This window comes from Pedobacter sp. GW460-11-11-14-TSB4, from assembly GCF_059423705.1.
The window spans coordinates 33,617-60,528 of sequence record NZ_JBWKYI010000029.1; the positions used below are offsets into that span (position 1 = coordinate 33,617).

General features: G+C 38.9%; 26 protein-coding genes. 21 read left to right on the forward strand and 5 right to left on the reverse strand.

The window, feature by feature from the left end; all coding sequences use genetic code 11:
- The first annotated feature begins 37 nt into the window (after window positions 1–37).
- The 12 genes from AC07YT_RS21155 (at window position 38) to AC07YT_RS21210 (ending at window position 10,824) form a co-directional block, all read left to right on the forward strand.
- Window positions 38–703 carry a hypothetical protein gene (locus AC07YT_RS21155; protein ID WP_086548639.1) on the forward strand — a complete coding sequence of 222 codons (666 nt, stop codon included), beginning with the start codon at window positions 38–40 and terminating at the stop codon, window positions 701–703.
- Between the two features lie 8 nt (window positions 704–711).
- Window positions 712–1,488 carry a hypothetical protein gene (locus tag AC07YT_RS21160; RefSeq protein WP_086548640.1) on the forward strand — a complete coding sequence of 259 codons (777 nt, stop codon included), beginning with the start codon at window positions 712–714 and terminating at the stop codon, window positions 1,486–1,488.
- A gap of 397 nt (window positions 1,489–1,885) precedes the next feature.
- Window positions 1,886–2,281 (forward strand): type VI secretion system tube protein TssD, encoded by a 396-nt coding sequence (tssD, locus tag AC07YT_RS21165; RefSeq protein ID WP_086548641.1) that lies wholly within the window; start codon window positions 1,886–1,888, stop codon window positions 2,279–2,281.
- A gap of 144 nt (window positions 2,282–2,425) precedes the next feature.
- Window positions 2,426–2,821: a type VI secretion system tube protein TssD gene (gene tssD, locus AC07YT_RS21170; RefSeq protein WP_025141860.1), complete on the forward strand. Its 396-nt coding sequence runs from the start codon at window positions 2,426–2,428 to the stop codon at window positions 2,819–2,821.
- 105 nt (window positions 2,822–2,926) lie between these two features.
- Window positions 2,927–3,478, forward strand: coding sequence for a hypothetical protein (locus AC07YT_RS21175; protein ID WP_086548642.1), 552 nt, complete (start codon window positions 2,927–2,929; stop codon window positions 3,476–3,478).
- 1 nt (window position 3,479) lies between these two features.
- The gene (locus tag AC07YT_RS21180; RefSeq protein WP_086548643.1) at window positions 3,480–4,067 is read left to right on the forward strand and encodes a T6SS effector amidase Tae4 family protein; all 588 of its coding nucleotides are present in this window, start codon (window positions 3,480–3,482) and stop codon (window positions 4,065–4,067) included.
- Window positions 4,068–4,079: 12 nt separating this feature from the next.
- Complete coding sequence (locus AC07YT_RS21185) at window positions 4,080–5,879, forward strand: type VI secretion system Vgr family protein (RefSeq protein WP_086548644.1); 1,800 nt, start codon at window positions 4,080–4,082, stop codon at window positions 5,877–5,879.
- A 1-nt stretch (window position 5,880) separates the two neighbouring features.
- Window positions 5,881–6,684, forward strand: coding sequence for a hypothetical protein (locus AC07YT_RS21190; protein WP_086548645.1), 804 nt, complete (start codon window positions 5,881–5,883; stop codon window positions 6,682–6,684).
- A 3-nt stretch (window positions 6,685–6,687) separates the two neighbouring features.
- Entirely contained in the window at window positions 6,688–8,340 is a 1,653-nt protein-coding gene (locus tag AC07YT_RS21195; protein WP_086548646.1) for a Hint domain-containing protein, read from the forward strand.
- Between the two features lie 11 nt (window positions 8,341–8,351).
- Window positions 8,352–8,798 carry a hypothetical protein gene (locus AC07YT_RS21200; protein ID WP_086548647.1) on the forward strand — a complete coding sequence of 149 codons (447 nt, stop codon included), beginning with the start codon at window positions 8,352–8,354 and terminating at the stop codon, window positions 8,796–8,798.
- 621 nt (window positions 8,799–9,419) lie between these two features.
- Window positions 9,420–10,262, forward strand: coding sequence for a hypothetical protein (locus AC07YT_RS21205; RefSeq protein ID WP_086548648.1), 843 nt, complete (start codon window positions 9,420–9,422; stop codon window positions 10,260–10,262).
- A gap of 16 nt (window positions 10,263–10,278) precedes the next feature.
- Window positions 10,279–10,824, forward strand: a complete 546-nt coding sequence (locus AC07YT_RS21210; protein ID WP_086548649.1) for a DUF7691 family protein — start codon at window positions 10,279–10,281, stop codon at window positions 10,822–10,824.
- A 54-nt stretch (window positions 10,825–10,878) separates the two neighbouring features.
- Here AC07YT_RS21210 and AC07YT_RS21215 read toward each other — a convergent pair whose 3' ends face one another.
- The gene (locus tag AC07YT_RS21215; RefSeq protein ID WP_086549477.1) at window positions 10,879–11,772 is read right to left on the reverse strand and encodes a LysR family transcriptional regulator; all 894 of its coding nucleotides are present in this window, start codon (window positions 11,770–11,772) and stop codon (window positions 10,879–10,881) included.
- A 76-nt stretch (window positions 11,773–11,848) separates the two neighbouring features.
- Here AC07YT_RS21215 and hutH point away from each other — a divergent pair, with 76 nt between their 5' ends.
- A complete protein-coding gene (hutH, locus tag AC07YT_RS21220) occupies window positions 11,849–13,384 on the forward strand; it encodes a histidine ammonia-lyase (protein ID WP_086548650.1) in 1,536 nt (511 codons plus the stop codon).
- An 18-nt stretch (window positions 13,385–13,402) separates the two neighbouring features.
- Window positions 13,403–15,409: a urocanate hydratase gene (gene hutU, locus AC07YT_RS21225; RefSeq protein WP_086548651.1), complete on the forward strand. Its 2,007-nt coding sequence runs from the start codon at window positions 13,403–13,405 to the stop codon at window positions 15,407–15,409.
- A 132-nt stretch (window positions 15,410–15,541) separates the two neighbouring features.
- Here the strand turns inward: hutU and AC07YT_RS21230 are convergent, their stop codons facing one another.
- Both AC07YT_RS21230 and AC07YT_RS21235 read right to left on the reverse strand, forming a co-directional pair.
- Window positions 15,542–18,037, reverse strand: coding sequence for a PAS domain S-box protein (locus AC07YT_RS21230; protein WP_086548652.1), 2,496 nt, complete (start codon window positions 18,035–18,037; stop codon window positions 15,542–15,544).
- Window positions 18,038–18,133: 96 nt separating this feature from the next.
- Entirely contained in the window at window positions 18,134–19,036 is a 903-nt protein-coding gene (locus AC07YT_RS21235) for a LysR family transcriptional regulator (protein ID WP_086548653.1), read from the reverse strand.
- A gap of 99 nt (window positions 19,037–19,135) precedes the next feature.
- Here AC07YT_RS21235 and AC07YT_RS21240 point away from each other — a divergent pair, with 99 nt between their 5' ends.
- The gene (locus AC07YT_RS21240; RefSeq protein ID WP_086548654.1) at window positions 19,136–19,765 is read left to right on the forward strand and encodes an NAD(P)H-dependent oxidoreductase; all 630 of its coding nucleotides are present in this window, start codon (window positions 19,136–19,138) and stop codon (window positions 19,763–19,765) included.
- Window positions 19,737–20,021, forward strand: coding sequence for a putative quinol monooxygenase (locus AC07YT_RS21245; RefSeq protein WP_086548655.1), 285 nt, complete (start codon window positions 19,737–19,739; stop codon window positions 20,019–20,021). The genes AC07YT_RS21240 and AC07YT_RS21245 overlap by 29 nt, the downstream gene beginning before the upstream one ends.
- On the opposite strand, the gene AC07YT_RS21250 is transcribed toward AC07YT_RS21245, so the two are convergent.
- Entirely contained in the window at window positions 20,022–20,873 is an 852-nt protein-coding gene (locus AC07YT_RS21250; RefSeq protein ID WP_086548656.1) for an EamA family transporter, read from the reverse strand.
- A 116-nt stretch (window positions 20,874–20,989) separates the two neighbouring features.
- Window positions 20,990–21,337 carry a hypothetical protein gene (locus AC07YT_RS21255; RefSeq protein ID WP_086548657.1) on the reverse strand — a complete coding sequence of 116 codons (348 nt, stop codon included), beginning with the start codon at window positions 21,335–21,337 and terminating at the stop codon, window positions 20,990–20,992.
- 121 nt (window positions 21,338–21,458) lie between these two features.
- Here AC07YT_RS21255 and AC07YT_RS21260 point away from each other — a divergent pair, with 121 nt between their 5' ends.
- The 5 genes from AC07YT_RS21260 to AC07YT_RS21280 all read left to right on the forward strand — a co-directional run bounded on the left by AC07YT_RS21260 (window position 21,459) and on the right by AC07YT_RS21280 (window position 26,567).
- Complete coding sequence (locus tag AC07YT_RS21260; protein WP_086548658.1) at window positions 21,459–21,989, forward strand: superoxide dismutase family protein; 531 nt, start codon at window positions 21,459–21,461, stop codon at window positions 21,987–21,989.
- A gap of 192 nt (window positions 21,990–22,181) precedes the next feature.
- Window positions 22,182–22,715, forward strand: a complete 534-nt coding sequence (locus tag AC07YT_RS21265; protein WP_086548659.1) for an ExbD/TolR family protein — start codon at window positions 22,182–22,184, stop codon at window positions 22,713–22,715.
- A 307-nt stretch (window positions 22,716–23,022) separates the two neighbouring features.
- Window positions 23,023–23,229, forward strand: a complete 207-nt coding sequence (locus AC07YT_RS21270) for a bacteriocin (protein ID WP_086548660.1) — start codon at window positions 23,023–23,025, stop codon at window positions 23,227–23,229.
- Between the two features lie 61 nt (window positions 23,230–23,290).
- On the forward strand, window positions 23,291–24,451 hold the full coding sequence (locus tag AC07YT_RS21275; RefSeq protein WP_086548661.1) for an HlyD family secretion protein: 1,161 nt from the start codon (window positions 23,291–23,293) through the stop codon (window positions 24,449–24,451).
- 4 nt (window positions 24,452–24,455) lie between these two features.
- Entirely contained in the window at window positions 24,456–26,567 is a 2,112-nt protein-coding gene (locus AC07YT_RS21280; protein ID WP_086548662.1) for a peptidase domain-containing ABC transporter, read from the forward strand.
- The last annotated feature ends 345 nt before the right edge of the window (window positions 26,568–26,912 follow it).

A 26,912-nucleotide genomic window follows, 5' to 3' on the forward strand; every position in this document is an offset into this window, starting at 1 on the left:
ATTAAATAACATGAAGCGAACTATAATTTGTCTATGTATGTCTTTGATCATTCTCGAAGGATGTAATTCACAAACACTCGATTTGGATAAGATAGACTTTAATGATAACCCTCACCTGGAAAAATTAAAAATATCGAAGGTAGAAAACCAAAAGGGACATTGGGTTTTAAACCAATCAGGCAGTGATGTTGGTTTATCCCTTTCGGGTGTAGAAAGTAGTGTGCAATATACGCTGAGGACACCAGAAGAGCTTGCCAGGGTAACTTTTAACAATTTACCATTAGATAACATTGGTGCTAAATTGGTAGCGTACAAAGGTAAATTGGCTTTTGCCAGACTTTCTGTAGATAAAAGCAAAACATTCGACTTATTTAACCACCTTAAACAAATGCTGGGGAAACCAGATCAAACATTTGATAATCTGGCCTATGATAAAAATAACGCTGAGGTTAAGCTACTTGAAACAGGTTTAAAAGGAGATGTTAAAATAGTTAAAGATGAGTATGATGATGAAATGATTGCCTATCCCTATCAAAATGTATGGGTTAAGGGCAACCTGATTTATCAATATACGCTGGTAACGGCAAAAGATTCTTTTTCGAACACCTTGGTTATTATTTCTAAAGAAGCGTTAAATGATAAAATTATATTTGGATATCATAACCCTGAACATGATCCAATTTTAAGTAAATACGCAAAATAAACACGATAATGAGATTTGTTGAGCCTTACTATTTGGTAGATTTTGATATGTCAATCTGCAATTTTGAGATATTGATTAATGATATGCCCGCTTTCAGAAATACTGATGGAGGATCATTAAATTCACATGTGCCGATTAATCAGTTAATATTGGCTTCTGGCATTCAAAGAATAGCCTTTCGCATTCTGCCATTAAAAGGAGAAACAGTTTTAAGGAAAGACAGCTACCTTAAAATTAAAATAAATTTATTTGATGCCAACAGCGGCAACTATGATAATCTTGTTGAGGTATTTAAATATGAAACCCCATCCTTTAAAGAAATACAAAGCATTGCCATTGAGGAGTATGGTAACTTTAAAGCCGATGTGCCTTACCGTTTGGATGGATGGAGCAATTCGCAAAACGTAAAGGAAATAGAAGAAATTGAATCCAGGGCTACGGCTTTCCTTAAAAAAGTTCATCAGCAGATGATTATCAATCCTGGTGCTGTATTCAGTATGTTTGAAAAAAAGTTTTTAGAAGTGGATAAATCCCTTTATTTAAATGATGACAATAAAAAGGGTTGGCAAAATTTACTTACCCAACTAAATAAGGAAAATTTTACCTTGCAACCATTTCCAGCCAATACACATGTAAGGTTATATGGAAACAAGAATGTTTTCGAAGTAGTACGTGCAGATGGTTCGGCAATTATTAGCTATAAAAATGAAGCAAACGATGAGTTTGAATTGCCAATTTATATCTGTCATCAAGCTGGTAAAAGCGATTTTGAAATAATTAGATAAATAGAGTGGTTATTGAAATATGCTAGTGTTGTTAAATATCGCAAAACAAAAACAACCAGATCAAAACACTCAGACATATAATAAATGGTGAAAATTACATTTCGCCATTTGTCTTAAATTTCGTTTCAAAAAGTAACATCTTGCCTAAAAAAGCTACAGTATTTTAAGTTATGTGGTGTAGTGGGAATGAGACGTGCTATTATTTCAAAAAAAATACAATTTTTTTCTTGTCAAAATCTGCGTTCTGATAGTCATGGGGGCAATATTTTAGAATTGATGGAGTGTGTTAGTCGTTATATATGAGTTACATACGCAATAATTGGCTTAATATTTGGTTTATAATTAATGTAGCGGAGGCTACGATAAATCAAATTTTTAACCTTTAAATTTTAAAACTATGGCTTTCAAAGCTAGATTAAATTTTTCGGGCAAGGAGTACGATGTGCTTCATTGTGCCTATGCGTTAAACCGCGATGTAGATGCAAAGGGAAGACCTTCTTCCGGAGTTTACGGCGGTACCATCGACATTGAGATCGAATCAACCGAAGACACCTCAATCATCGAGGCGATGGTAAACAACCAGTACAAACCCATTACAGGAACACTTCTGATCAAGAAAACAGAGGAAGATGCCAAAATGAAAGAAGTTAACTTCGATGATGGCTACATTGTTAAGTATTCCGAAGGAATCAACATTGTGGGCGATCACCCGATGACGCTTAAGTTCCAGATTTCTGCAAGAAAGCTTAAATTAGGAAACGCCGAGCACCTTAACGACTGGCCAAAAGCCTAGAGAAAGGTTGATGGTAGAAAGGTTGAGGGTAGAAAGGTAGAGGGTGTAAGGTGTATATCTCCTCTATGCTATTCGCCAACCGCCATGCGCTAAGCTCCAGGCTCGCAAGAATTCATTCATTTCAAAACATTTAAACTTACTACAATGGCATTCAAAACCCGTTTAAACTTAGGATCAAAAGAATTTGATGTACTACAGTGCAGCTTTTCATTAAATAGAGATGTTGACGCAAAAGGACGTCCATCATCAGGTGTTTATGGTGGCACCATCCACATCGAAATCGAATCAACCGAAGATACTTCTGTGATCGAATCGATGGTAAACAACCAGTACAAACCGCTTTCCGGAACCTTGGTGTTCAAAAAAGGCGAAGAAGACGCAAAAATGAAGGAACTATCTTTCGAAGATGGCTACATCATCCAGTATAACGAGGGTATTGCGGTAAACGACAATACACCTATGACATTAAGTTTTGTGGTATCGGCCCGTAAGCTAAAACTGGGCAACGCAGAACATGAAAACGATTGGCCTAAAGCTTAAAATTTTCAGTAGACCAGGCCATAGATTTCTATGTGTGGCCTGGTCTTATGTTCTTTCCTTTAATCAAATGGAATAGAAACGCAATAAACATTAAATACCCTCCTCATGGCAGATGTATTTGCTTTTAAAATCAATAAAATTATACGGAGGCTAACAAAAAGATATGTGTATATCTTAATATGGGCTCTTTTAGGCATAGGTTTCGCCGCATGCCAGCAAAATAATAAAAAGCAGAGTGTTTTATCAACTACCGTTAATAAAGATTCTTTGGCTTTAGTCAACACAAATAAGCACCTGGAAGGCGAAAAAAATCAAGATCCGCCAAAAGAAATGGTGCATGAGCTTAAAAAGGAAGCAGGGTACATCCTGCTGGTAAATATTACCAGGGTTGACTCTGTTTACAATGCTGAAAAAGTTTTTAGTGCGAAAATATTGAAATCGTTTAAGGGGAAGCTAAAACCTATGGATAGCCTGAAGTATATGGTAATGAGTGACTTAAAATATATTAAATACCCAAATGATACGCTGATTGTTTTTCTCCAGAAGGCTAAATCATCGCTTTCATTTTCCGGAAGCAAGGATGTGTTTTTCTATGCACTCGAAAATGCATCATTTACAAGTACTAAATATCTTGATTCACTTCTAACCAAAAAATAGCATGCCACTTTCATTGCCAAGTTTTACCGATTTAAGGATAAATTACCCCGCAACAAGTAGCGAACTGGTAAAGGCAACAATTGGTGGTGCTGTTAATGCAGCGTACATTACCAATACCTGTGTGGTGAGGATGAGCAGGGCATTTAATTATCTGGGTATTAATAACAAGGTTTTTAGCCTAAGCCTGCCTAGCTGGAAATATACCACAAAACAGGATTTTCTAGCCCAGGAAAAGGTGAAAATCCATGCCATACCCAGTCGATATCCGTATACTAAAAAGTTCGAAACTATTGCTGGAGCTGATCAAAAGCGCTATTGTTTTCGTGTGAGTGAATTTTTCGACTACCTCAACCATAAATATAAAAAACCTGATATTAAAGTGGAAAAAGGAGTTAGAGAGAAATGGATAGCACATCATGATTTAAGGGCGTTTCAAAATAAAATAGACGGCGTATCGGGGATCATCTGCTTTAAAACCCAGTTTAGTGATGCAACTGGCCATTTTACCTTGTGGGATGGCTATAAATGTTTATATCAGGATTATTTCTTAGACCCAAGAACCAGCGGAATTTATTTGTGGATTTGCTAAAAGATCGAATTTATGGAAAAGAAACTCATTGCAGAAATTAACATAGAAGATAAGGCAATTACCCATTTTGCCTCATTTAGTTTAAAACAAGCTTTTAATGAACACCATTATTTCGAGCTGCGGTTTAATCATGATCAGATGGGTTCGCCAGGGATGATCAGTCTAAACGACAGCCGCGATTTTGTAGGTAAAACTTTAACCGCATCATTTGGCTACGATTCTGGCAATTTGCAAGGTTTTGCTGGTTTGGTAACTAAGGTAGAGCTTGCACAAAGCCATGGGTACCATGGTGTGCTGATTGTGAGTGGTTACAGTCCAACCATTCTGATCGATCGCGGGCCAGATCTGGGTTCTTATCTTGATAAAGATTTAAATGCGATTGTCAACCTTGCCACATCTGATGTGCCTTCAAATGATATTAAAATAGTAGCGAATGCTGCAAGAAAGGAACCTATTGATTATCTGATTCAGTACCGCGAGAGTGATTTCGATTTCCTGAACAGGTTATCGGGTGAGTACCACGAATGGTTTTATTATGATGGTAAACAGTTAAATTTTGGCAAGCCGGATGATCAGAAAGAAATTGCATTGATTTATGGGCGCGATGTACAAAACCTGCAGTATGCCATGGAAATTGCGCCCATCAAGAATAAACGTTTTGCCTATAACCCTAAACAGGATGAGATGCTGCAAAGTGAAAGTAGTGGGCAAAGTAATGGATCACCAGATTTAGCGCATGCCATACAGGTATCAAATGCCATGTACAGTAAAACTTTTAATCAGCCATCACTTATCCGTGTAGATAATAGCAGCGACATTAAAAACCACGTGCAGAACGAAGAAAAAGCACATATCAGCAATCTTTTAAAGGTAAATGCCAGTGGCGATAATGCTGCTTTGAGTATAGGCAGTATTGCCGAAATTACAATGAGTATCAGAAAAGAGCTTTCTTTTAATACAGAAAGCCTTGGTAAATTCCTGATCACCACCATTGATCACAATATCGATGGTACAGGAAAATATTACAACACCTTCGAGGGTGTGGTAGCCACAACAGAACGCCTTTCCGTAAAAAATTACAGGAAGCCCAATCCAGATATGCAACTGGCAGATGTAATTGACAATGCTGACCCGCAAGGACAGGGGCGCATTAAAGTAAAATTTAAATGGGAATGTAAAACCAATGATGTAACCGAATGGCTGAGGGTAATTACGCCAGATGCCGGAAGCAGCGAAAAAGTGAGTAAAAACAGGGGTTTTGTTTTTATCCCCGAAATTGGCGATCAGGTCGCTTTAACTTTCGAAGAAGGCAATATTGCAAGGCCAATTGTATTGGGATCGGTATTTCATGGCAAAAGCGGTAGTGGCGGTAGCGCCAGCAATAACAGCAAAAGTTTAACCTCTAAAAGTGGACATACCTTAACCATGGATGATGGTGGAGGGATGCTGCTAAAAGATAAAACTGGTTTAAATCATATTTCAATTGATGGAAAAAATGCTATCGTGGTTACAACAGATAATAGTATTAAACTTCAAACAGGAAATGTGATGATTATTATGGATAAGGAAACAGATAAGATCATTATTCAGGCTAAAAATATAGAAATCCGTGCAGCAGATGATTTTAAGTTAACTGGAGATGGCGCACCAAGTAAAAACGGAAGCATGGAGTTCGAAACGAAATTATCTATTGTCTCTAAAAACGAACTTTCGCTAAATGGAGAAAGCGCCGCGAGTTTAAACGGAAAAGATGTGAATATTGTAGGGAGTAAAACCGTTATCGATGGTTCACCGGTTAAAATAAATTCTTAATATGGAGAAAGTATTTGAGAAAAATTATCAATTACAGGTTAAGGGAAACGTTAAAATGCTAACCATGATGGATAGTTTTTCTACCATAGGAAAGTATATATTATCATATTTTGGGCAGAATTCCATTAAACCAGAGCTACAAGATTATTTAATAGAAGAAAAAGAAGTTGAGTTAACCGAGTATTATGATCCAAACACGTTTCAGCTGATAGAATATGTAAATAAGCTCGCCTATATCTACAGTAGTCAACAGGTTTGCATAAATAGTGATGGAAATATAAAAGGATTGTTAAATCTCCCTGAGATTAAATCAAAATGGGATAAGCTTAAAAAGGAATTAATGCAAACTAACCCTATTGCAGCATTTGAGATTATCAGACATAAAGAAAGAGAACTATCAAATCCGCCAGAGCTATTAGAAAATTTAGAAAATACTCATTTTATGCATTTATTTTTATATGCTTTCAACTATACTGCTGATGGCGTTGAGTATCAAAAAAAAAGAAGTGTTAGAGACCGGATGGGGATAGGTTTTTTAATTCCGGTAAACCAAACTTTTTCTTCAGAAGTGATTGAAAATGGTTATGTGATCAATGCCGAAGCTACATTAGATGATAGGGGTAAGATAGATACACAGATGATAGCAAAGGTTACCGGGCAAAAAGACTTTGATATTAAGCACTACACACAGGCATCATTTACTTATAATGTATCTGGTATCTTGCAAAATGCTGAGATGAAAGTGTTTGAACAGATAAATAATGATTATAAATCAGATTTATATTTAAATCTGAATAGCATTTAGTTTATGGCTGATGAAGATTTACAATGGCTAACTGAAAAGCATTACCTGGTTTGTCCCAAGGGCGCTATGTTTAAACAAATGAAGGTTACCAGTCAGGATCAGGTAACCTTTAGCGGCAATAAGGTAGCTACAACAGCAGATACCATGAAGGCCAATGTTTTTATATGTTTGGGCAGTATGGCATTTATGGCAGGTGCTATAGCAGGCCTATTAGTGGCGGCTCTGGCCTTGTTGGCCGTACCGGTTGCTGGATGGGCATTAGCTTTAATTATTGGTGGTGCTTTATTGCTCGCTATTGGGGCAGGATATATGAAGTGTAAAACCAACGCTGCAGCCAGAATTTGGGTAAATTCTTCTCCAAATCTCATCATTCATAAAAATGAAGGTTTGGTTGTTGGCCAAAGCCAGTTAAGCTGCCCGCCAGAAGGTGCACTGATCGATATTAAGGAAACGTTTTGGGAAGCCATGATGAGTACCACCATGAATAATGTTGGGCACATAGCAAACTTTGCCTTTGGCTTTTTGGCAGGCCGCGGTATGGGTAGTATGGCCGGTACATTGGGCTCGCAGGGAATAAAAGCAGCGGGGGCAGAGTTTCTTGCTGTTGCCCGTACAGAAATGGGTGCCATGTTTAACCCTGCCTCGTTATTTGGTAAAATGAGCTGGTTTTGCAGAGCTATGCGGGGTTTAGGAATGTTTGGAGCCTACAAAGGGCAGTACGACATTTGGACTAACGAAGAAATGAGTGTTACCGATAAGTTGCTGGCCAGTGGGCAGGAACTTATTTTAGCAGTTTTTGCTGCAAAAGGAGCTTCGCTGGTTTGTTTCCCGGCAGGTACAACCGTGCATACCGGCAACGGCTTAATGTATATTGAAGATATTGTGGTAGGTACTTTAGTGTGGACGGTAAGTGAAAAAAGTGGACAAAGAGAATTAAAGCCTATTACACAAACACATCGCCGTACCACATTAACCATGATGGTTGTTGAACTGCAAAATGGAACTATATTTGAGGTAACCCCAGAGCATCGTTTCCTTGTAAATGAGGAATGGAAAGAAATCCAATCTATTTCTGTTCTGGATGAGTTGGAACTGGTTGATGGTGAGAAAATTGCAGTCAAAAATATCGGTTTCATCAGCAAAAGTGCTGTTGTATACAATTTTGATGTGCAGGATAATGAAAATTATTTTGTTACAGAAGCTGGGGTGCTGGTGCATAATGGGTATAAGGGGCTTGAACCCGGTACGCCAGAGCATAAACTGGCGAGATGGGAAGAATATCAGCAAAATGGTGGTAAATGGGATTATGATCGTTGGAGTAAAACTTACGATGCCAATTTATTAAATGCTAAAAAAGGAAACGCGGCAGCAGATGCATATCATCAAGAACTTGGTTGGGGAAAAAGGGAGGTAACGGTTGATGTTGATGGCCAGGCAAGAAGATTGGATATTGCTGATGTAGATGACATGAGAGGTGTGGAAGTAAAATCTGGAAATTATTTCTCAAGAACTGAGGAAATTCGATCAGAAATAGCACGTGATAAAAAGCTTGTGGAACAAGGGTGGGATATTGAATGGAGAATAGAGGGAGGGGCAAGCCAGCCACTATTAGACGATTTGCGTGAAGCCGGAATAACTGTAACACAAAAACCATAAATAATAAACAAATGAGTGAACAAAGACTTAAGCTAACTAGAGATGATTTTGAAGAATGGTTGTTTTCCCTTCCAGATAAACAACAAGAATTTAAGACCTTATTTTTTGATAAGACAGGTGTTAAACTTGATTACTCTATAGAAGCTCTTGATGATATTGAAGCTTGGTTACTTAATAGTTTCGAAAAGAAAGAAGACTTATTAAAGGAGGACAATAAACATTTGTTGGATTTGATTGTAAGTTATGTGGGCGGGATTTTTAGGGAAAATCTGAATGCTAAGTGGGATATTGACTTAGAAAATGAAAAAAATGCATATTATAGGCTACCCATAATCACGAATGATCAGATGTCAGTTCCGGTATCTCCACATACACTTATTACCGCATCAATAGGAAGAAAAAAGGGTAATTTTATATCTACTGTACTCAAAAACACAATTAAAAATCTAAATAAGTAAAAGCCTTAATTGGCAATTTGCATAATCTTTTAATACATTATTTGATATTTAATATGAAACGAAGAGGATTATAGCACTGAGCGTATTAAAATGGTATTTGAACAAACAGAAGCTGGGATTTAAGTTTTGAGAATTTAATTAATTACGAGCTTCCAAACGATTTTATTAGACATTATTTGTTATACAAGGGGAGGATAAGCCTCAATTGAAAAAGTAAAAAGGGGTAACCATGAAATTGAGATGCGAGATAATTCTGTTAAAGATATCCGTGTTGAGATTCTGATGTTAGGAGATGGTAGGCTAGATAAATGGGGGGATATATTATCGACTACCGGTTTTTATGTTACAAAAAATCATTGGCCTGCTGAACCAAGAACGGTTTTAAAAATATACTAAATGAGTATATTCCAGAAATCAAACTCCCACATATTTACCCGCCCATTTCCTTGGGGAGAGAAATTACAGATTCAATTATATTGGAAAATAAAAAGATACATTTTCTATTAGCAACCATTTCAGATACAGCATCAGATTTCTCAGAGCAAAAGGGATACACAGCATCAGAAGAATTTTATATTGAGCATAACATTGATATCCTAAGAACTGGAAACAGAAATAATAATGGGCCACGAAAAGCTAATTCAAAAATTTAAAAAACAAATTAAAGATTTAAAAACTGAAGCGTTTACGGAGGCCTCTTTAAAAAAAGTTTTTGATGATATAATCAGGTATATTGATGAAGACGTTAAGGATAAAGCGTTTGATAGATTAGCATCAAATCTCACCATGGGATTAGGTGTACATGCTGGCGATTATCCCAAACATCTAATCTTAAATGGAGATAAGGATGGCTGGAAATACATTACCAGATATTTATTGTGGCAAGATCATATCCTGTATAAGCTTTTCAATTACAAAGAAGTAAGCTCTAGATCGGTTGGCTGTATTATTGCCCTGGCTACAATATGGAAAATGGAAAAACTGGCTCAGTTATCAAGAGATTATTTCCAGCTTTTATTTAATCAAGATAAAAAAAGTTATACGCATGATGAAACCCATCATTTGTTTGTGGCCACACTTTTTGATCTATACTCAACCAAAAGCATCAACCAGGATTTTTATGATACGCTTCCCAAAGAACATGTCTACAAAAAGTTTCTAGATCATTGGAACACAGAAAATCTGGAAGTGTTAGCCACTATAATTTTTGATATCTGTGATATGCACATCTACAGTGCTTTAGATCTAAAAGATAAGTTTAGTGAAATATTATCATTAGATCTCATTCCCTATGAAATCAGACTAATTCAGGTATTGAGAGAACAAAACGGATTAGCTATGCCAAAAGTGTCGCACCCGCTTTTAGAAACTCCTCTCGCTGAAATTCCTGCTGAAAAACCAGAATGGGATTTATCTAAAGATCAGGTGTTTCAATATCTGATTTCGAAAGAAAAGGCAGATTAAGATAAAAATAAAAACTATGAGTTATTCGGTTCAATGTTATCTCTGTGAGGCCATTAAAATAAAAGAGCTCTATGCCAGTAAAAATCAGGCATCTTTTGAGAAACTTTCACGAGCGCTTTCTGAAGAACTGAATGGCTTAGACAACGATTTCGAAGATGAAATCGACTCCCGGAAAAATGCCAAGGAAATTCTGAGAGATTTTATTAATGGAGAGGTTAGGTTCCCTGATTTAGCTTTTATGTATGGCTATGTCTACGAAAAAATTTGTGAATACTATGGTGAACTAATTTCACCGCCTAGTGGTGATTTTTCCACTGCTTATTATTGGTCATTAAATAAAGAAACGTATAAAATATTTGTCCCGATTCCAACACCAGAAGATTTTCCAGAGATCTACAGTATTTCTACATCAGAATTGTTAAATGAAAGTTACAGATTCCTATCTGGGCCGAAGCGTGAAAATATTGATCAGGAATACCTGGAAAGTGAAAAAGAAGATTTTAGATTCGCATTCGACAAGGCCATTCAACAAAATAAGGATTTAGTGTTTTTTTTATACTAGACCCCAATTATGATGTCGAGACCTTCATTATTATTGCCAAAATATGGGTGTTAGCTAAACCTTATCCTGCAACAATAGTTTAATTACATTTTTTAGGGCGGGGTTTCGGTTAGACTCTTTCCAGATCATGTAGAGCTCGGTTCTTTGCGGAATATGCGTAAGCTCTACAAACTTTACGTTTTCCTGATAACCGTATTGCAAGGCGGTGGGCACAATAGCGATGCCCAAACCTTCTTCTACCAGCTTGTAAATGGTGAGCGCATTAACCGATTTATGATAAGTTTTGGGTTTAAAACCATGGTCCTCGCAAATACTCATCATCAGGTCATAATAAAAGGGACTGTCATCACTCGAGAAAAAGATAAAAGGTTCTTCGCCTAATTTTTTTACTGCTTCAAAATTGGCCTTTTTCATGGGGTGGTTTTTAGGCAATACCAATGAAAAAGTGTCCTGGTGAATCATGCGTTTAGAGATACCCGGTTTAAACTGTTGCATTCGCACAAAACCCACATCAAGCATATCTTTTTCCAGTAGTTCGATCTGTAGCTTATTGGGCATTTCATCCAGATTGGTTCTGATCTCCGGAAAATCTTTGTTAAGTTTAAAAATAACTTCGGGTACGATTTTTTGCGCCGCTGAACCTAAAAAACCAATGCGGAGTTCGCCCTGTTTTCCTTCGGTAATATTGCTTAATTGTTTTTTGATGTTCTCGATATGGCTAAACAGAAAATCTACCTCATCTTTAAGGTATAGGCCTGCCGCGGTAAGTTCCACCTTTTTCTTGTTGCGATCGAACAGTGGTGCATTAAAAATTTCCTCCATCTGTTTAATCTGCCGGCTTAGGCCAGGCTGGGAAATAAAAAGGCGGTCTGCGGCTTTTCTAAACTTCAGTTCCTCGGCCAAAACCTGAAAATATTTTAAGTGTCTAAGCTCTATCTGATAACTCATGGTTATTACATGATGATGTAATTGGTATTTATAGGTATCAAATATAGGGCTTATTTTTGTGTAAAACCTTTCTAACATGAGCGAGCAACAGATTTTTAATTACGGAACAGATCATTTAACCGCTAAACTGGCTTTAGCCATCAGTAATGGCCAAATAAAAGGTGTATTGAGTCAAAGTACCCGCGATAAAGTGCTGGAAAGTAGCCAGGTGGTTGAACGTATAGCGGTTTCCGGTAAAGCCGTTTATGGCATCAATACTGGTTTCGGACCACTATGCACGTCCATGATTTCGGCGATTGATACCCGTAAATTACAAGAAAATATTCTGAAAAGCCATGCTGTTGGTGTAGGTGAGCCGATAGATAGCGAAATATCAAAACTGATGCTGGTTTTAAAACTGCAGGCTTTAGCGCAGGGATATTCAGGTATTAAAATCGAAACACTCGATCGAATGATCTGGTTTTTAGAAATAGGTGCCACACCGGTAGTACCCAAACAAGGTTCTGTTGGTGCTTCAGGCGATCTTGCCCCTTTATCTCATCTCTTTTTGCCTTTAATTGGCTTAGGAAAGCTTCATTACAAAGGCGAAATTATTGCTACAGCTCAACTTTTACAAGAATACCAGATGAGTCCACTGCAATTGGGACCGAAAGAAGGCCTGGCTCTAATTAACGGCACGCAGTTTATCGCTGCACACGCCGTTAAAGTGGTGCAAAGGTTGGAAAATGTATTGGATTCTGCCGATATCATTGCGGCAATGATGATTGAGGGCCTACAAGGATCTGAAAAGCCCTTTCATGCACAGCTTCACCAGTTGAGGCCTTATCCGGCAAATATTGCGGTTGCAGAGCAGGTGCGTAAGCTGTTACAAGGTTCTGAAATTATGAAATCGCATGCCGATTGCGCCAAAGTACAGGATCCCTATTCGTTAAGGTGTATTCCGCAGGTACATGGTGCTTCCAGAACCGCATGGTTACATTTAAAGGAAGCTTTAGAAATTGAACTGAATTCAGTAACCGATAACCCGGTCATATTTAATGATGATTTAACCATTAGCGGGGGTAATTTTCATGGTCAGCCATTGGCTTTACCGCTCGATTATGCCTGTTTAGCTGCTTCGGAAATCGGGAATATCAGCGATAGACGGATTTATCTTTCACTGGAAGGAAATACTCCTGGCGTGCCGAAACTGCTGATGAAAGAAACGGGATTAAATTCAGGATTTATGATTGTACAATACACTTCGGCAGCTTTGGCCAGCGAAAATAAAGGACTTTGTTTCCCGGCCAGTGCCGATAGTATCCCAACTTCTTTAGGTCAGGAAGATCATGTGAGCATGGGCTCGATCAGCGGACGTAAAGCCCTGCAGGTGATCGAAAACGTAGAGAAAATTTTAGGTATTGAACTATTCTGCGCAGCGCAGGCTGTTGATTATCATCATCCGTTAAAACCCGGAAAAATATTGGCTGCTGTACACGATTTTGTTCGGACTGAAATTGATCATTTTGAAGAAGATCAGATTATGTACGACAGGATGGAGAATGCCATTCAAATGGTACAGCAAGGTAAAATTGTAGCCGTTGCAGCTGAGGCAGAATCAACATTAACTTAGAATTTAAAATTGCAAAACATGGATTTTAAAGCACAGCTATTGGCAGGTATTCCTTCAACATTACCTGCAAAAAAACCCAGAAATACAGAATTAAGCCACGCACCCGTAAGAAAGGATGTTTTAACAGCTGACGAAAAAAAACTGGCTGTTAAAAATGCTTTGCGTTATTTCCCAAAAGCGTGGCACCAGGAACTTGCACAGGAATTTTTAACTGAACTGGAAAACTACGGACACATTTATATGTACCGTTTTATGCCCGATTATGCCATTTATGCAAGAGACATCGCTGCATATCCATGTCTTACCGTTCATGCTGCGGCAATTATGCTCATGATTCAGAATAATTTAGATCCGGCAATAGCGCAGCATCCTGAAGAACTGATTACTTATGGGGGAAATGGAAGTGTATTCCAGAATTGGGCACAGTATCTTTTAACCATGCAATACCTTGCTACAATGACCGATCAGCAAACGCTGAATATTTATAGCGGGCATCCGCAGGGATTATTTCCATCAAATACCGCTGCGCCTCGGGTAGTGGTAACCAATGGCATGATGGTGCCAAATTATTCTTCGCCTGAAGACCTGGAAAAGTTTAACGCTTTAGGTGTAACCCAATATGGGCAGATGACGGCGGGTTCGTACATGTACATCGGGCCTCAGGGCATTGTTCATGGCACAGCCATTACCTTAATGAATGCTTTTCGCAAAAAGGGTTTTTATGGAAAGGATACTGCAGGCAAAATTTTTCTTACTGCAGGATTAGGTGGCATGAGCGGCGCGCAAACCAAGGCGGGCAATATTGTGGGTTGTATTACGGTGTGTGCTGAGGTAAATCCAAAAGCTGCAACTAAAAGACAACAACAGGGTTGGGTAGATGAGCTGATTGATAATTTAGATGAACTGATTAACCGTGTGATCGTTGCCCAAAAAGAAAAAGAAACGGTATCGCTGGCTTACATCGGTAATATAGTTGATGTTTGGGAACGGTTTGATCAGGAAAATATTGAAGTGGCCATTGGCTCTGATCAAACTTCGCTACACAATCCATATTCAGGTGGTTATTACCCGGTTGGTTTAAGTTTCGCTGAAGCAAACGAAATGATGGCCGGTGCACCTGGCCAGTTTAAAGTTTATGTTCAGGATTCGTTAAAAAGGCAAGCCGCAAGCATTAATAAACATACCGGCAAGGGAACTTATTTTTTCGATTATGGAAATGCTTTTTTGCTGGAATGCAGTAGGGCAGGTGCAGATGTAATGTCGCCTAACGGGATAGATTTTAAATACCCATCTTACGTCGAGGATATTTTGGGTCCATTGTGTTTTGATTACGGTTTTGGTCCGTTTAGGTGGGTTTGTGCCTCAGGTAACGAAAATGATCTCGATTTAACCGATCAAATGGCTAAAGAAGTAATGGAAGAGATTAAACTGAGTGCCCCGGCAGAAATACAACAACAATTGCAGGATAATATCAACTGGATCAGTGCGGCAAAAGAGAATAAACTGGTGGTCGGCTCAAAAGCCCGGATTTTATATGCTGATGCAGAAGGAAGGGCAAAAATTGCCTTACGTTTCAATCAGGCCATCAAAACAGGCGAATTATCGGCGCCGGTTATTCTGGGCAGAGACCATCATGATGTAAGCGGAACAGATTCTCCTTTCAGAGAAACGAGCAATATTTACGATGGAAGCAGATTTACTGCCGATATGGCTATCCACAATGTAATTGGCGATAGTTTTAGGGGTGCCACATGGGTTTCGATACATAATGGCGGCGGTGTTGGCTGGGGAGAAGTGATAAATGGTGGTTTCGGAATGGTATTGGATGGAACTGAACAAGCTGCTGAAAAACTACAAAATATGCTCTTTTATGATGTAAATAATGGAATTGCCAGAAGAAGCTGGGCGCGTAACAAAGAAGCCCGTTTTGCCATCGAACGCGAAATGGAACGGACTGGTACTTTAAAAATTACGTTGCCAAATTTGGTTGATGATGAGGTATTGGATGGATTAGAGATTGACTAAGTTTTTTACCTTGATTGGGAATCACGATTCATCGAAGATAATCGTCATGCAATGCGCTTTAAGATTCCCGCCTGCGCGGGAATGACGATGCATTACAAATCTTAGCCCACTTTGCGGTTAAAATGCAAACGATTAGCTCAATGGTAAAGTAAAATGAAAAACAGAACCTTTGCCTTCTTCACTTTCCGCCCAAATCCGGCCACCATGCCTTTCAATAATTTCGGCACTTAAATAAAGCCCGATGCCAAAGCCCGAAATGGTATGATTGCCCTGCACGCGGTAATAACGTTCGAAAAGTTTATCAATATCGCCAGGTTTTATGCCTATTCCTTCATCTTTAATCTGAATTTCAACTTCAGTATCATACAATTTGCAGGTAACCTCGATACGTGTACCATTGTCTGAATATTTTAGGCCATTGCTAATCAGGTTCGAAATGACATTGCCGATTTTATTCCGGTCGGCATTAATGTTAACCTCGCATGTGGGGTTTAATATAATTTGATGCGACGATTGTGAGACATAAGTTTCTTCGATGGTTTCTTTCAGCAGTTCATCCAGGTTGAAGTTTGTTTTTTCGATCAGCAGTTTCCCCGACTCTAAACGGGATACATTTAAGAACCCATTAATCATTGTGGTCATTTTTCTGATCTGATTATGCGCTTTATCTAAAGCGATAACGGAATAATTATCTTCGTCTTTTTTAGCCTTACGCTGCAAAACCTGTACAAAACCATTGATCGCGGTGAGTGGTGTTTTTAACTCGTGACTGACCATTCCGATGAAGTCGTTTTTTCGAAGCTCATCTAATTTTTGTTCAGTAATATCAATAAAAAGACCAGAGTATTCTGTTGCATTTCCGTGCTGATCTAAAAATACACGTCCGGTTGCCCTCACCCATTTTTCCTCGCCATCGATTAAATTGTTAATGGGATATTCCGTATCGCTGGGTAAATGGTTTTTGATGGCATTATCAAGCGCCGAAAAAAGCATATCATGGTAATCCGGATTCACCGCCTTCATAATCATATCCATTTCTGCAGGTTGATCCAATGGCAGTCCCAGTAACTCCTTAACAAAGCCAGACATGGTAACTTCGAGCGTTTTCGGATTAATGCTCCATGTGCCCATTCTACCGGTTTCTATCGCTTGTCTGAGTTTTTCTTCACTGTCTGATAGTCTGTTGGTATATTGAATAAGATCATCATGCGTTTGAGCAAGCTCTTCATTTGTAGTGGCCAGCTCTTCGTTTGCTGCTGCCATTTCCATGTTGATACCTTGTAATTCTTCCTGATAAAGTTTTCGTTCTGTAATATCAGGACTTACCGTCGCAATGGCAATTACTTCATCGGTTTCTTCATTTCGAATAGCAAAGCCATTCCATTCAATCCAAAAGGGCTTTCCTGTTTTTTCATTCCAGAACCGAATCTCCTGTCTGAAAGTATTATTCTTCAAAATGCCTGGTATAATCTGCTCCGCCAGCAATCGGTCTTCAGGAAAAACACAATCCAGGATTGTTCTGTTTGAGATGTTAAGCCAGCCTAGTTTTTTTAGTGCGGCGGGATTTAGGTATTGGATTGACATATCCAACTCGGCAATGCCAATAAATTCTGAACTTGCCTCGATCAGTTTGTTCAGGTTCAATCGCTCTATTTCAATTAATTTCCGCTCCGTAATGTCAATACAAGAACTAATGTAACCGGCAAACGAGCCATCGGCATGAAAACGTGGGGGACCACTGGCAAGCAACCACCTGTAATCACCTTTTTTGGTCAGTATTCTAAATTCGCCGGCAAAAGGTTTTTTTTCGGCAAGGGCCGAAAGGTAAATATTGACATACCTATCCCGGTCTTCAGGATGAATCAAATCTGCCCAGCCAAAGTCGAGCAGGTCTTTCATTGACCGGCCTGTAAGTTTTACCCACGGTTTATTAAAATATATGGCTTTTCCACTTTCATCCCCAACAGCAATAAAAATGTCGGTACCCTCGGCCATGGTTTTGAACCGTTTTTCGCTTTCCGAAAGTTGATTAAAACGTTCAACAACCCTTAATTCCAGCTCGTTGTTTAAAACGTGTAGTGTTTCTTGTGTTTCGTGTAGTTCTTCATTTGTGGCAACAAGCTCCTCATTGGTTGAGGCCAGTTCTTCTACTGTTGCCGCCAATTCTTCATTTAAAGTTTGTTCGCGTTGTAGCGCTTCTTCTTTTTCAAGCGCCCGTTCTACAGCTTCGCGCCGCAGTACCCTTTCGCTTACATCGATTGCGGTATGTAAAATACAGATTGTTTTTCCCTGATCATCCTTGATGGCCCTATACTCAAAATCAAAATAGAAAGTTTGCAATTTACCATCAATGATGATATCAGCAGCAGTATCCTTGCCTGAAATGACCAACCCTTCCAGCCATACTTTGCGGAACATATCGATAAAAGGCTGACCTTTTAATTCAGGCAAGGCATCTTCGAGTGATTTTCCGATCACGCTTCTGTCTTTTCCCCAAATTCTCAGCATGGCATCGTTTGCCGTCTGAATTATAGCCGTTTCGCCAATATGTACGGCAGTGGCCGTATGTGTTAAATTAAAAACTTCCAATAATTGCTCATGGCTTAAAAAAGGGCTTGATTGACTCATGTTGCGGTTTAAGGAATGATTCTAAAATAAATATTTTAACTAATTTTCAAGATAAATTTAAATCATGTATCTAAACATGATCATTTTTGATATAAACTATATACTAACCATAACCTCCTTAAAAAGGTTTTTAATTATATGAATTTCTGATGCATATTGGGTATTTTTTCTACAACCAAAATATAAAGTGTTGGTGAGTTTTGACGTGCCTTCCCAAATTACCTTTACCTTTCCTTCTTCAACTTCTTTTTTGCAAAGAAAATCGGGGATAATAGCCAGGCCTTTTCCGCCAGATAAGCAGCGTACAATCGAATTGAGGTTAGGCACGATATAATTGGGGCGGAAATCGGCATGTTTGCCAAAGTTAAGCTGCCAGAAACGTAAAAGATGCTCCATATCGCCGGCAGTTCCATACCATTTTTGCTGTTTTAACCAGGTTTCCATGCCGGCTAAATCTTTCTTTTTAACCAACGAATCAAAAGTTTGCCCATCTGTTTCTATTCCGCCTACCAACACGATGGTCTCGGAAGAAAAAGCCTCATGCTCTACATTAGGCGAATTGCCTTTTTGTGGGGTAATAATGAGGTCTAAAATACCTTTATCCAATTGATCGAGCATTTCAGGGTATTCGCCAAAACGGATAATTACATTAAAAGGAAGTGTAGAAATATATTGTTCGAGCGTAATCTGAAAAGTCTCAAAACACATACCCACGCTGATGGTTGGGGTGTGTTTCTCCGTGCTTTTTTGAAAATGTTTTTCGGCATCTTCCAGTTTTCCAAGCGGCTCTACAATAAAATTGTATAACACTTTCCCTTTTTCGGTAGGAATCATTTTCCTGCCCGTACGCTCGAAGAGTTTGTAGCCGACATAACTTTCTAAAGAACTTAAATGTAAACTTACCCCAGGCTGCGAAATAAACAGATTTTCTGCTGCACCGGTTAAGGTTCCGGTTTTATAAATCGCCTTAAAACTTCGATACCATTCTAAATTAACCATTCTTTTAGTATTATAATTCTGATACAAAGCTATGAATTAACTTGTTTTAATAATAGGTTCAAGCGCAGTAATTTTGTCTTATCAAAATAGAAAAACGAAATGACAAAAATATTCATCATTAATGGAGGACAAAAGTTTGGTCACTCCGGAGGAAGATTTAACGAAACAATAGCGGATGCAACAGCCGATTTCTTTTCCTCATTACCTGGTTTTGAAGTCAAAACAACCAATATCAATCACGATTACGATCCGCAAGCAGAAGTAGAAAAATATGTCTGGGCAGATGTTGTAATTTATCACACGCCCATTTGGTGGTTTCAGTTGCCGCATGAATTTAAAAAATACATTGATGTGGTATTTACCGAAGGACATAAAAAAGGAATCTATATCAGTGATGGCCGTAAAGCCGATAATCCGACAAGAAACTATGGTACTGGCGGAATGTTACATGGCCGTAAGTATATGGTCACCTCATCGTGGAACGCGCCAAAAGAAGCATTTACCTTACCTGAAGAGTTTTTTATGGAAACCAGTGTAGATGATGGCGTATTGTTTGGTTTCCACAGAATGAATGCTTTTACCGGAATGGAAAGGATAGATGGCATCCATTTTCACGATGTAGAAAAGAACGCCGATATGAGGAGCGCACTTACATTGCACCAGGAACATTTGACCCAAAATTTTTTAAATACTGAAGTATATGAGCATTTATCTAACAGCAATAGTTAAGAGTAAAAAAGAAACCATAGCCGCACTAAGGGCTGTGTTATTGGATATGGTAGCCAATTCGCGTAAGGAAGAAGCCTGCATTCAGTATGATCTGCACGAAGCTGCAGGCGATGGTACTTTTATTTTTCAGGAGGAATGGAAAGATCAGGCCAGTTTAGATCTGCACAATGAGCAGCCTTATATTTTAGCCTTTGTGGCACAAGCTGATCAGTTGACAGCTGAAATTGTAATTTATAAAACAGCCAAACTGGCTTAATTATAGTTTTGCACGCCTGGCTGTTAACGAAGAACCTGCAGAAGCAATGACAACAAAAGCCACTGCAAAACACTCTTTTAGAGTGAGGTATTCTTGTAAAAAAACGAGTGCAGCTAAGGAAGCCATGGCAGGTTCGAGGCTCATTAAAATACTGAAAGTCCGAGCAGGAAGCTGCTTAAGGGCTCTCATTTCGAGGGTAAACGGGATAGCGCTTGATAGTAGCGCAAGCGCTGCTCCTAAACCCAATAACTGCGGATTTAAAACGCTTAAACCACCACCAAAAATGCCAAATGGCAAAATGACCAGGGTAGCGAATAACATTCCAATGGCCACAGCATCGCCACCTTTCATTATTTTTGAGATCCTGCCGCCCAATATGATATAGGCTGCCCAAAAAATGCCAGCTAAAAGTGCCAGTAACACACCCGCAACGTTTAATCCTGTACTTGTCCATGGGGCAATTAGCGCAATGCCGGCTGCGGCCAGTATTACCCAAAGAAAATCTACCGGTTTTTTAGAGCCAAAAATGGCCAGCCCTAAAGGGCCAACAAATTCTAATGTTACGCCTAAGCCAATCGGAATTCTTGCTATAGCCATATAGAATACCATATTCATTACCCCTAAACAAACCCCATACAGCACAACATATTTCCATTGCTTGGCGTTTAGTTTAAACAGGTTTGGCCTAAAGGCAATTAATAAAATCACTGCAGATAAACCAATCCGTAACGAAGCTGTAGCAGCAGCACCAATTTGTGGGAAAAGCCCTTTTGCAATTGCCGCCCCACACTGTACACTAATAATAGAGAGTAAAACAGCTGGTATGGGTGGAATATTGATTTTGCTTTTCATTTGGTGCTCGTAAATGAGGCGCAAAATTACGGAATTATACCCTGCTAATCTTTTAAAATAAAAAAAGGGAGAATCAGATTACGCTAATTCTCCCTTTTCAATCAGATTTTAGGTTATTAACAAAACAGTTCCTGTTCGTCTCTGTTTTCGGTAGGAATTTTCTTTAAGAAATCATCAAATGCCGGGCCTTCATTATCAGAGTAGATGCCGTAAGCGTCTAATATGTACCCGATATTTTTATCCTGGTCTTCTACAAGATATAACACAGAATTATCGGCCGGATCTGAATCTCCTTCAAAGCGATAAGTTTTTACAATGGTTAAATCTTCAGGTTTATAAATTTTGCCGAGTGATTTACTCTGCATTTTACCGTGGTCGGATATTTTTAATTCGTTATCTTTTCCTTTCAGCCTCAATTTCTCCAAAATTTGACTCAAAGTGTTCATTGCAATTGGCTGTTCCATAGTTATACGATTTTACTTATTTATTAAACAAGTGGCATTCGAAATGGTTTTGGCCATCCTTCTTTTTAAGCAAACTAAATGATTGTCAATCTGTTTCTTATACAAACTAAATTTTTATAAAATGAAAAACTACCTTTTAAGCTTAGCTATAGCAGGCGTAGCACTGATTAGTGCTTGTGCTAAAACCGACAAAGAAATTGCCCGGGCCACATTAACAGAAACTGCTGATAACACAAAAACCATTGGAACAGCAAAGTTTTACGAATTGAGTGATGGAAAAATTAAGATGGATATCGAGATGAATTTTGCCGCACGTGCAGATAGTAATGTTGCCGTTCACTTTCACGAACATGGCGATTGCGGCAATATGGGCGAAAATACACACGGGCATTGGAATCCTACCAAAGAAGCCCATGGCAAATGGGGATCTGCTGCTTATCATAGCGGAGATATTGGCAACATCATGTTAGATAATAAAGGCCATGCTACGCTTTCGGTGACTACCGATAGATGGAGTGTGAAGGATGGAGATATCAAAAATATCATTGGCCGTGGCATTATTGTACATGGCGGTACCGACGATTATACGACACAACCAACTGGTAACTCAGGGCCACGGGTAGGTTGCGGGGTAATTGAAGCGGTGAAATAAAGTACTTATTAGCGATATTTAAATACTAAACCTGTCAGTCTGAGCCTGTCGAAGACTCTTTGTTAATGAAAAAAATGCACTTCGACAAGCTCAGTGTGACATCAGAACTATAAAAAAGCGGTTAAATTTTTAACCGCTTTTTTTATGCAATTTGATCGGGCTTGTCATCATCATTTAAAAACCTAAATTATTATGGCAACTCTAAACGAATCTCAAAACGGCAAGGCCGTAAAAGGAAGAAACAAAAAACCAACACCAAGGGTAGACCTTACCGCAATGGTCGATCTGATGTTTTTATTAACTACTTTTTTTATGCTCACCACTTCATTGGGCTCTTTAAACGCGGCAGATATCGCTAAACCCATTAAAGACGACGGCGCACATATTGAACCGTATCCCGAATCGCGCACCATGACCATCCTGCTCGGCAAAAACAACAAGGCTGTTTGCTACATGGGCACAATAGAAAAGGCAAATATGAAGGTTACTGCGGTAGCCAACATTCAAAAAGAGATCATCGCAAATGAGAAGCTGGTTGCTGAAACCCATCAGCATAACCCGGCCAAATATATGATCGTCATTATAAAACCTAGTAAAACGGCCAGGTTTCAGAATTTTGTAGATGTAATTGATGAAATGAAAATTGCCAATATTAAATCGTATGCCATTGATGATGATCATATTGCAGAAAAAGAGACTGCGTTTATGGAAATGAACGGCATCTAGACCATTGGTTTTTTTAAGATCCCAGCCCTTCATACAGCGAATAAAAAGAATATAAAACGGTTTAAGGTTAATGAATAAATTGAATATGATAAATGCCACGGTGATTAATCAATAAATATTGCGTTTTTAATGAGCTGAGGCCGTTTTATTAAACTGTATTATAGAAATGTTAGGTTTGTGTTAGGTGTTTAATACTACATCTGTATAGCTAATATTATTACATTCGTTGAAGTGTTTGGCCAAGCATCAGGCGCATCCCGAAAAGCCTTCAAAAGAGTAGGGATCTTAAAACTCAAAAAAATCTAGTATGAAAAGTTTAGAATTAAAAAATCTTGGTGTTAAAGAAATGAACACAACTGAAATGTCACAAGTTGAAGGTGGTGGTATTGTTAACAATACATTAAACGAACTTTTAGCTTCTCTTTCAGGAACTTTAAATGCAGTTGGCGCAGACACTTCAGCATTTTTAAACAAAACAGTAACCAATGTTTTGAAACTTGTTTGGAGTCTATAAGCAATTTATTGTATCCGCTGTCCCGGTTCCGGGATAGCGGATGCTTTACGATTTCAACACTATGGCGATAACCAGCTACTCGACTGAAAGAATTTCAAATACCGCTCTCGTTTACCGTTCCAGAATTAGTAAATCAAGCCAGTTAATTTATATTGTTGCCGTGGCAGCCATTTTAATTGTTTTGATTGCCCTTCCCTTTATTAAAATACCCATTAGTATAAATGGTACAGGCATTTTACAATCGACCATCGAAAAAACCGAACTTATTGTGCCGGTTAATGGCCGGTTGATACAGTACAGACTTTCGGATAATAAAAGACTTAAACAAGGTGATACGCTACTGGCCATTGATGCCGGTTTACCCAAACAGCAAGATGCGCTGGTAGAAACGCGTAAAAACCAGATCACTCAATTTTTAGAGGATATCCATACGTTGCTGTCATTTAATGGCGGTTCATCAAGCCTGCAAACCGGGCAATATGTAGCATCCTGGCAGCAGTATGTGCAAGAATTAAAAAATGCCGGTATTGCAAAAAGACAGGCTACCAGCACCTTTGCGCGTTACAGCAAACTTTATCAAAATAAAGTGTTAACGCAATCAGAATACGAAAAATACAAATACGAACTCGAGCAGGCCGAATCGGTTTACTTAATGGTGCGTACCAAATATAAAACCCAGTGGCAAACCGAAGCCAATGGTTACCGCAACGAACTGCGTCAGCTTTCCGGCCAGCAGGCAGAACTTAACGAACAGAAGAAACAATATGTATTGCGTGCCCCGATTGATGGTTCTGTACAGAGCTTAATTGGTTTGCAGAATGGCGCATACGTATTTGCCAATCAAAAAATAGGCGAAGTTTCTCCTGATGCCGGATTGGCCGCTTATTGCTACATTAATCCCTCAGATATTGGCCTGATTAGAAAAGGGCAGGAAGTGCATTTTCAGATCAATGCCTATAATTATAACCAGTGGGGTTTGGCCGTCGGTAAAGTGATCGATATTTCGGATGATATTGTTATTTTAAATGGTAACCAGCCGGCATTTAAAGTAAAGTGTTTAATGGATAAAAATTTTCTGATGCTAAAAAACGGTTACAAAGGATACCTTAAAAAAGGAATGAATTTTACGGCCCGTTTTAAAGTAACCGACCGGAGTTTATATCAATTACTTTACGATAAGGTAGATGATTGGGTTAATCCAAACTTAATCCAAAAAACATAAGGCCATGAGTACAAAGGTTAAGCAACGAGATATAACAGATTGTGGTGCGGCTTGTCTGGCTTCAATCGCGGCTCATTATAAACTGGATTTGGCTGTTGCCCGGATCAGGCAGCTTGCCGGGACCGATAAAAAAGGTACAACCGTTTTAGGACTTGTAGAAGCGGCCCAAAAACTAGGATTTGAGGCGAAGGGTGTAAAAGCACCTTTTGATAGTTTATTTAAAATACCTACACCCGCTATCGCACATATCATTGTAAATGATATCCTTCAGCATTATGTAGTGATTTACAAAGTAAACAGTAAGTTTATAGAGGTGATGGACCCTATAGATGGGAAAGTGCACCGTAAAACGCACGATGAATTCAAAAAGGAATGGACTGGTGCTTTAGTTTTATTGTTGCCATCAGAAGATTTTCAGATTGGCAATGAAAAAAAATCAATCCAAGGTAGATTCTGGAGTTTGATTAAACCGCACAAAGGCATTCTGACGCAAGTTTTATTTGGTGCTATTGTTTATACTGTGCTGGGTTTATCCACCTCTATTTTTGTTCAGAAATTAGTCGATTTTGTGCTGGTAGATGGTAACCATAATCTGCTCAACCTCATGAGTATTGCCATGATGGTTATTCTGATGGTGCAGTTGTTTATCGGCTCGGCAAAAACAATTTTTACCTTAAAAACCGGTCAGTTAATCGATTCGCAGCTTATTTTAGGCTACTACAAACACCTGCTCCGTTTACCTCAGCAGTTTTTTGATACCATGCGGGTGGGCGAAATTATTTCAAGGATTAACGACGCCGTCAAAATCAGAGCGTTTTTAAATGATGTATGCGTAAATTTTGTGGTCAACATTTTTATTGTTTTCTTCTCGTTCATCATGATGTTTACCTACTACTGGAAACTGGCACTCATCACGCTTACCGTTATCCCCTTGTACCTGGTTATATATTTTATTACCGATAAATTTAACAAACGTACGCAGCGCAGGTTAATGGAAGATGCTGCCGAGCTCGAATCGCAGTTGGTAGAAAGCTTAAATGCAGTAGGTACGATTAAACGTTTCGGGCTGGAAGATCATGCTAACGACAAAACCGAAACCCGTTTTATCAAGTTGCTCCAGGCAGGTTTTAAATCGAATATCAATGCCGTTGTATCGGGTACTTCTACCGAATTTATTTCGCGCATGATTACCATTGTATTGCTTTGGGTAGGCGCAGGTTACGTGTTAAGCAATTCGATTACGCCAGGAGAATTACTATCGTTTTATACGTTGATCGGTTATTTTACAGGGCCGGTTTCTTCATTGATCGGGATGAACAAAACCGTACAGGATGCGGTTATTGCGGCCGACCGTTTGTTCGAAATTATGGATCTGGAACGCGAAAGTGATGAAAACCAGATTGAGCTGAGTGCCGCGAAAATTGGCGATATCCATTTCGAAAATGTTTCCTTCCGCTATGGAGCAAGGCTGCCTGTTTTCGAAAACCTGAATTTAACCATTCCACAGGGCAAATTTACAGCCATTGTGGGCGAAAGTGGCTCGGGAAAATCGACTTTAATGTCTATCCTGCAGAATATTTATCCTATACAGGCGGGCAATGTGCGTATTGGAAAATATGATCTGAAATATATCACCAATTCATCGCTTCGCAGAATGGTATCGGTAGTGCCGCAACAGATCGATTTATTTGCCGGTAATGTAATTGATAACATTGCCATCGGCGAAGAAGAACCCGATATGCAAAGGATTATTGATATTGCCACTAAACTAGGTTTAATTGGCTTTATTGAGGCTTTGCCCAAAGGCTTTCAAACCTATTTAGGTGAAAACGGAACGTCATTATCTGGCGGACAAAGGCAGCGCATTGCCATTGCAAGGGCTTTATACCGCGATCCGGAAATTCTGATTTTAGATGAGGCCACCTCGTCGCTCGATTCGGTTTCTGAGCAACATGTGCAACGGATGATCGAATTTTTAAAAGCTGAACAGAAAACCGTAATTGTAATTACACACCGATCGAGCACACTGAATAATGCGGATAAAATTATTGTATTGGATAAAGGCGTAGTGGTAGAGCAGGGCAGCCATCAGGAACTGAAATACCATTTGGCCTAAACTCACGAAGTTTAGGGGGCAAGTGTAGGGAAAACTTCGTAAGTTAGGCTTACCTCCCTTTTGCGTCACCCTGAATTTATTTCAGGGTCTTTCACACAAAAGAAAGTTTTTTGCTGTAAAGGTTTCTGCTGTTAGTCTAACCAGGAAAAATAGTTGAGTAAATATTCGCTTTGTTTTTTGGAAAGCAATTGCAGAAGCATTTTTTAATGTTCGCCCTGCTTTTTGCTTATAGTCCCGATTAGAAAAAAATCGGGAGCTACCCGCGTCAATCCCTTAGGTTTGAGAAAGATTATCAAAGAATTAAATTTGACAAAGGAAACCTTAAAAGCAGAGGTGAACTATGCT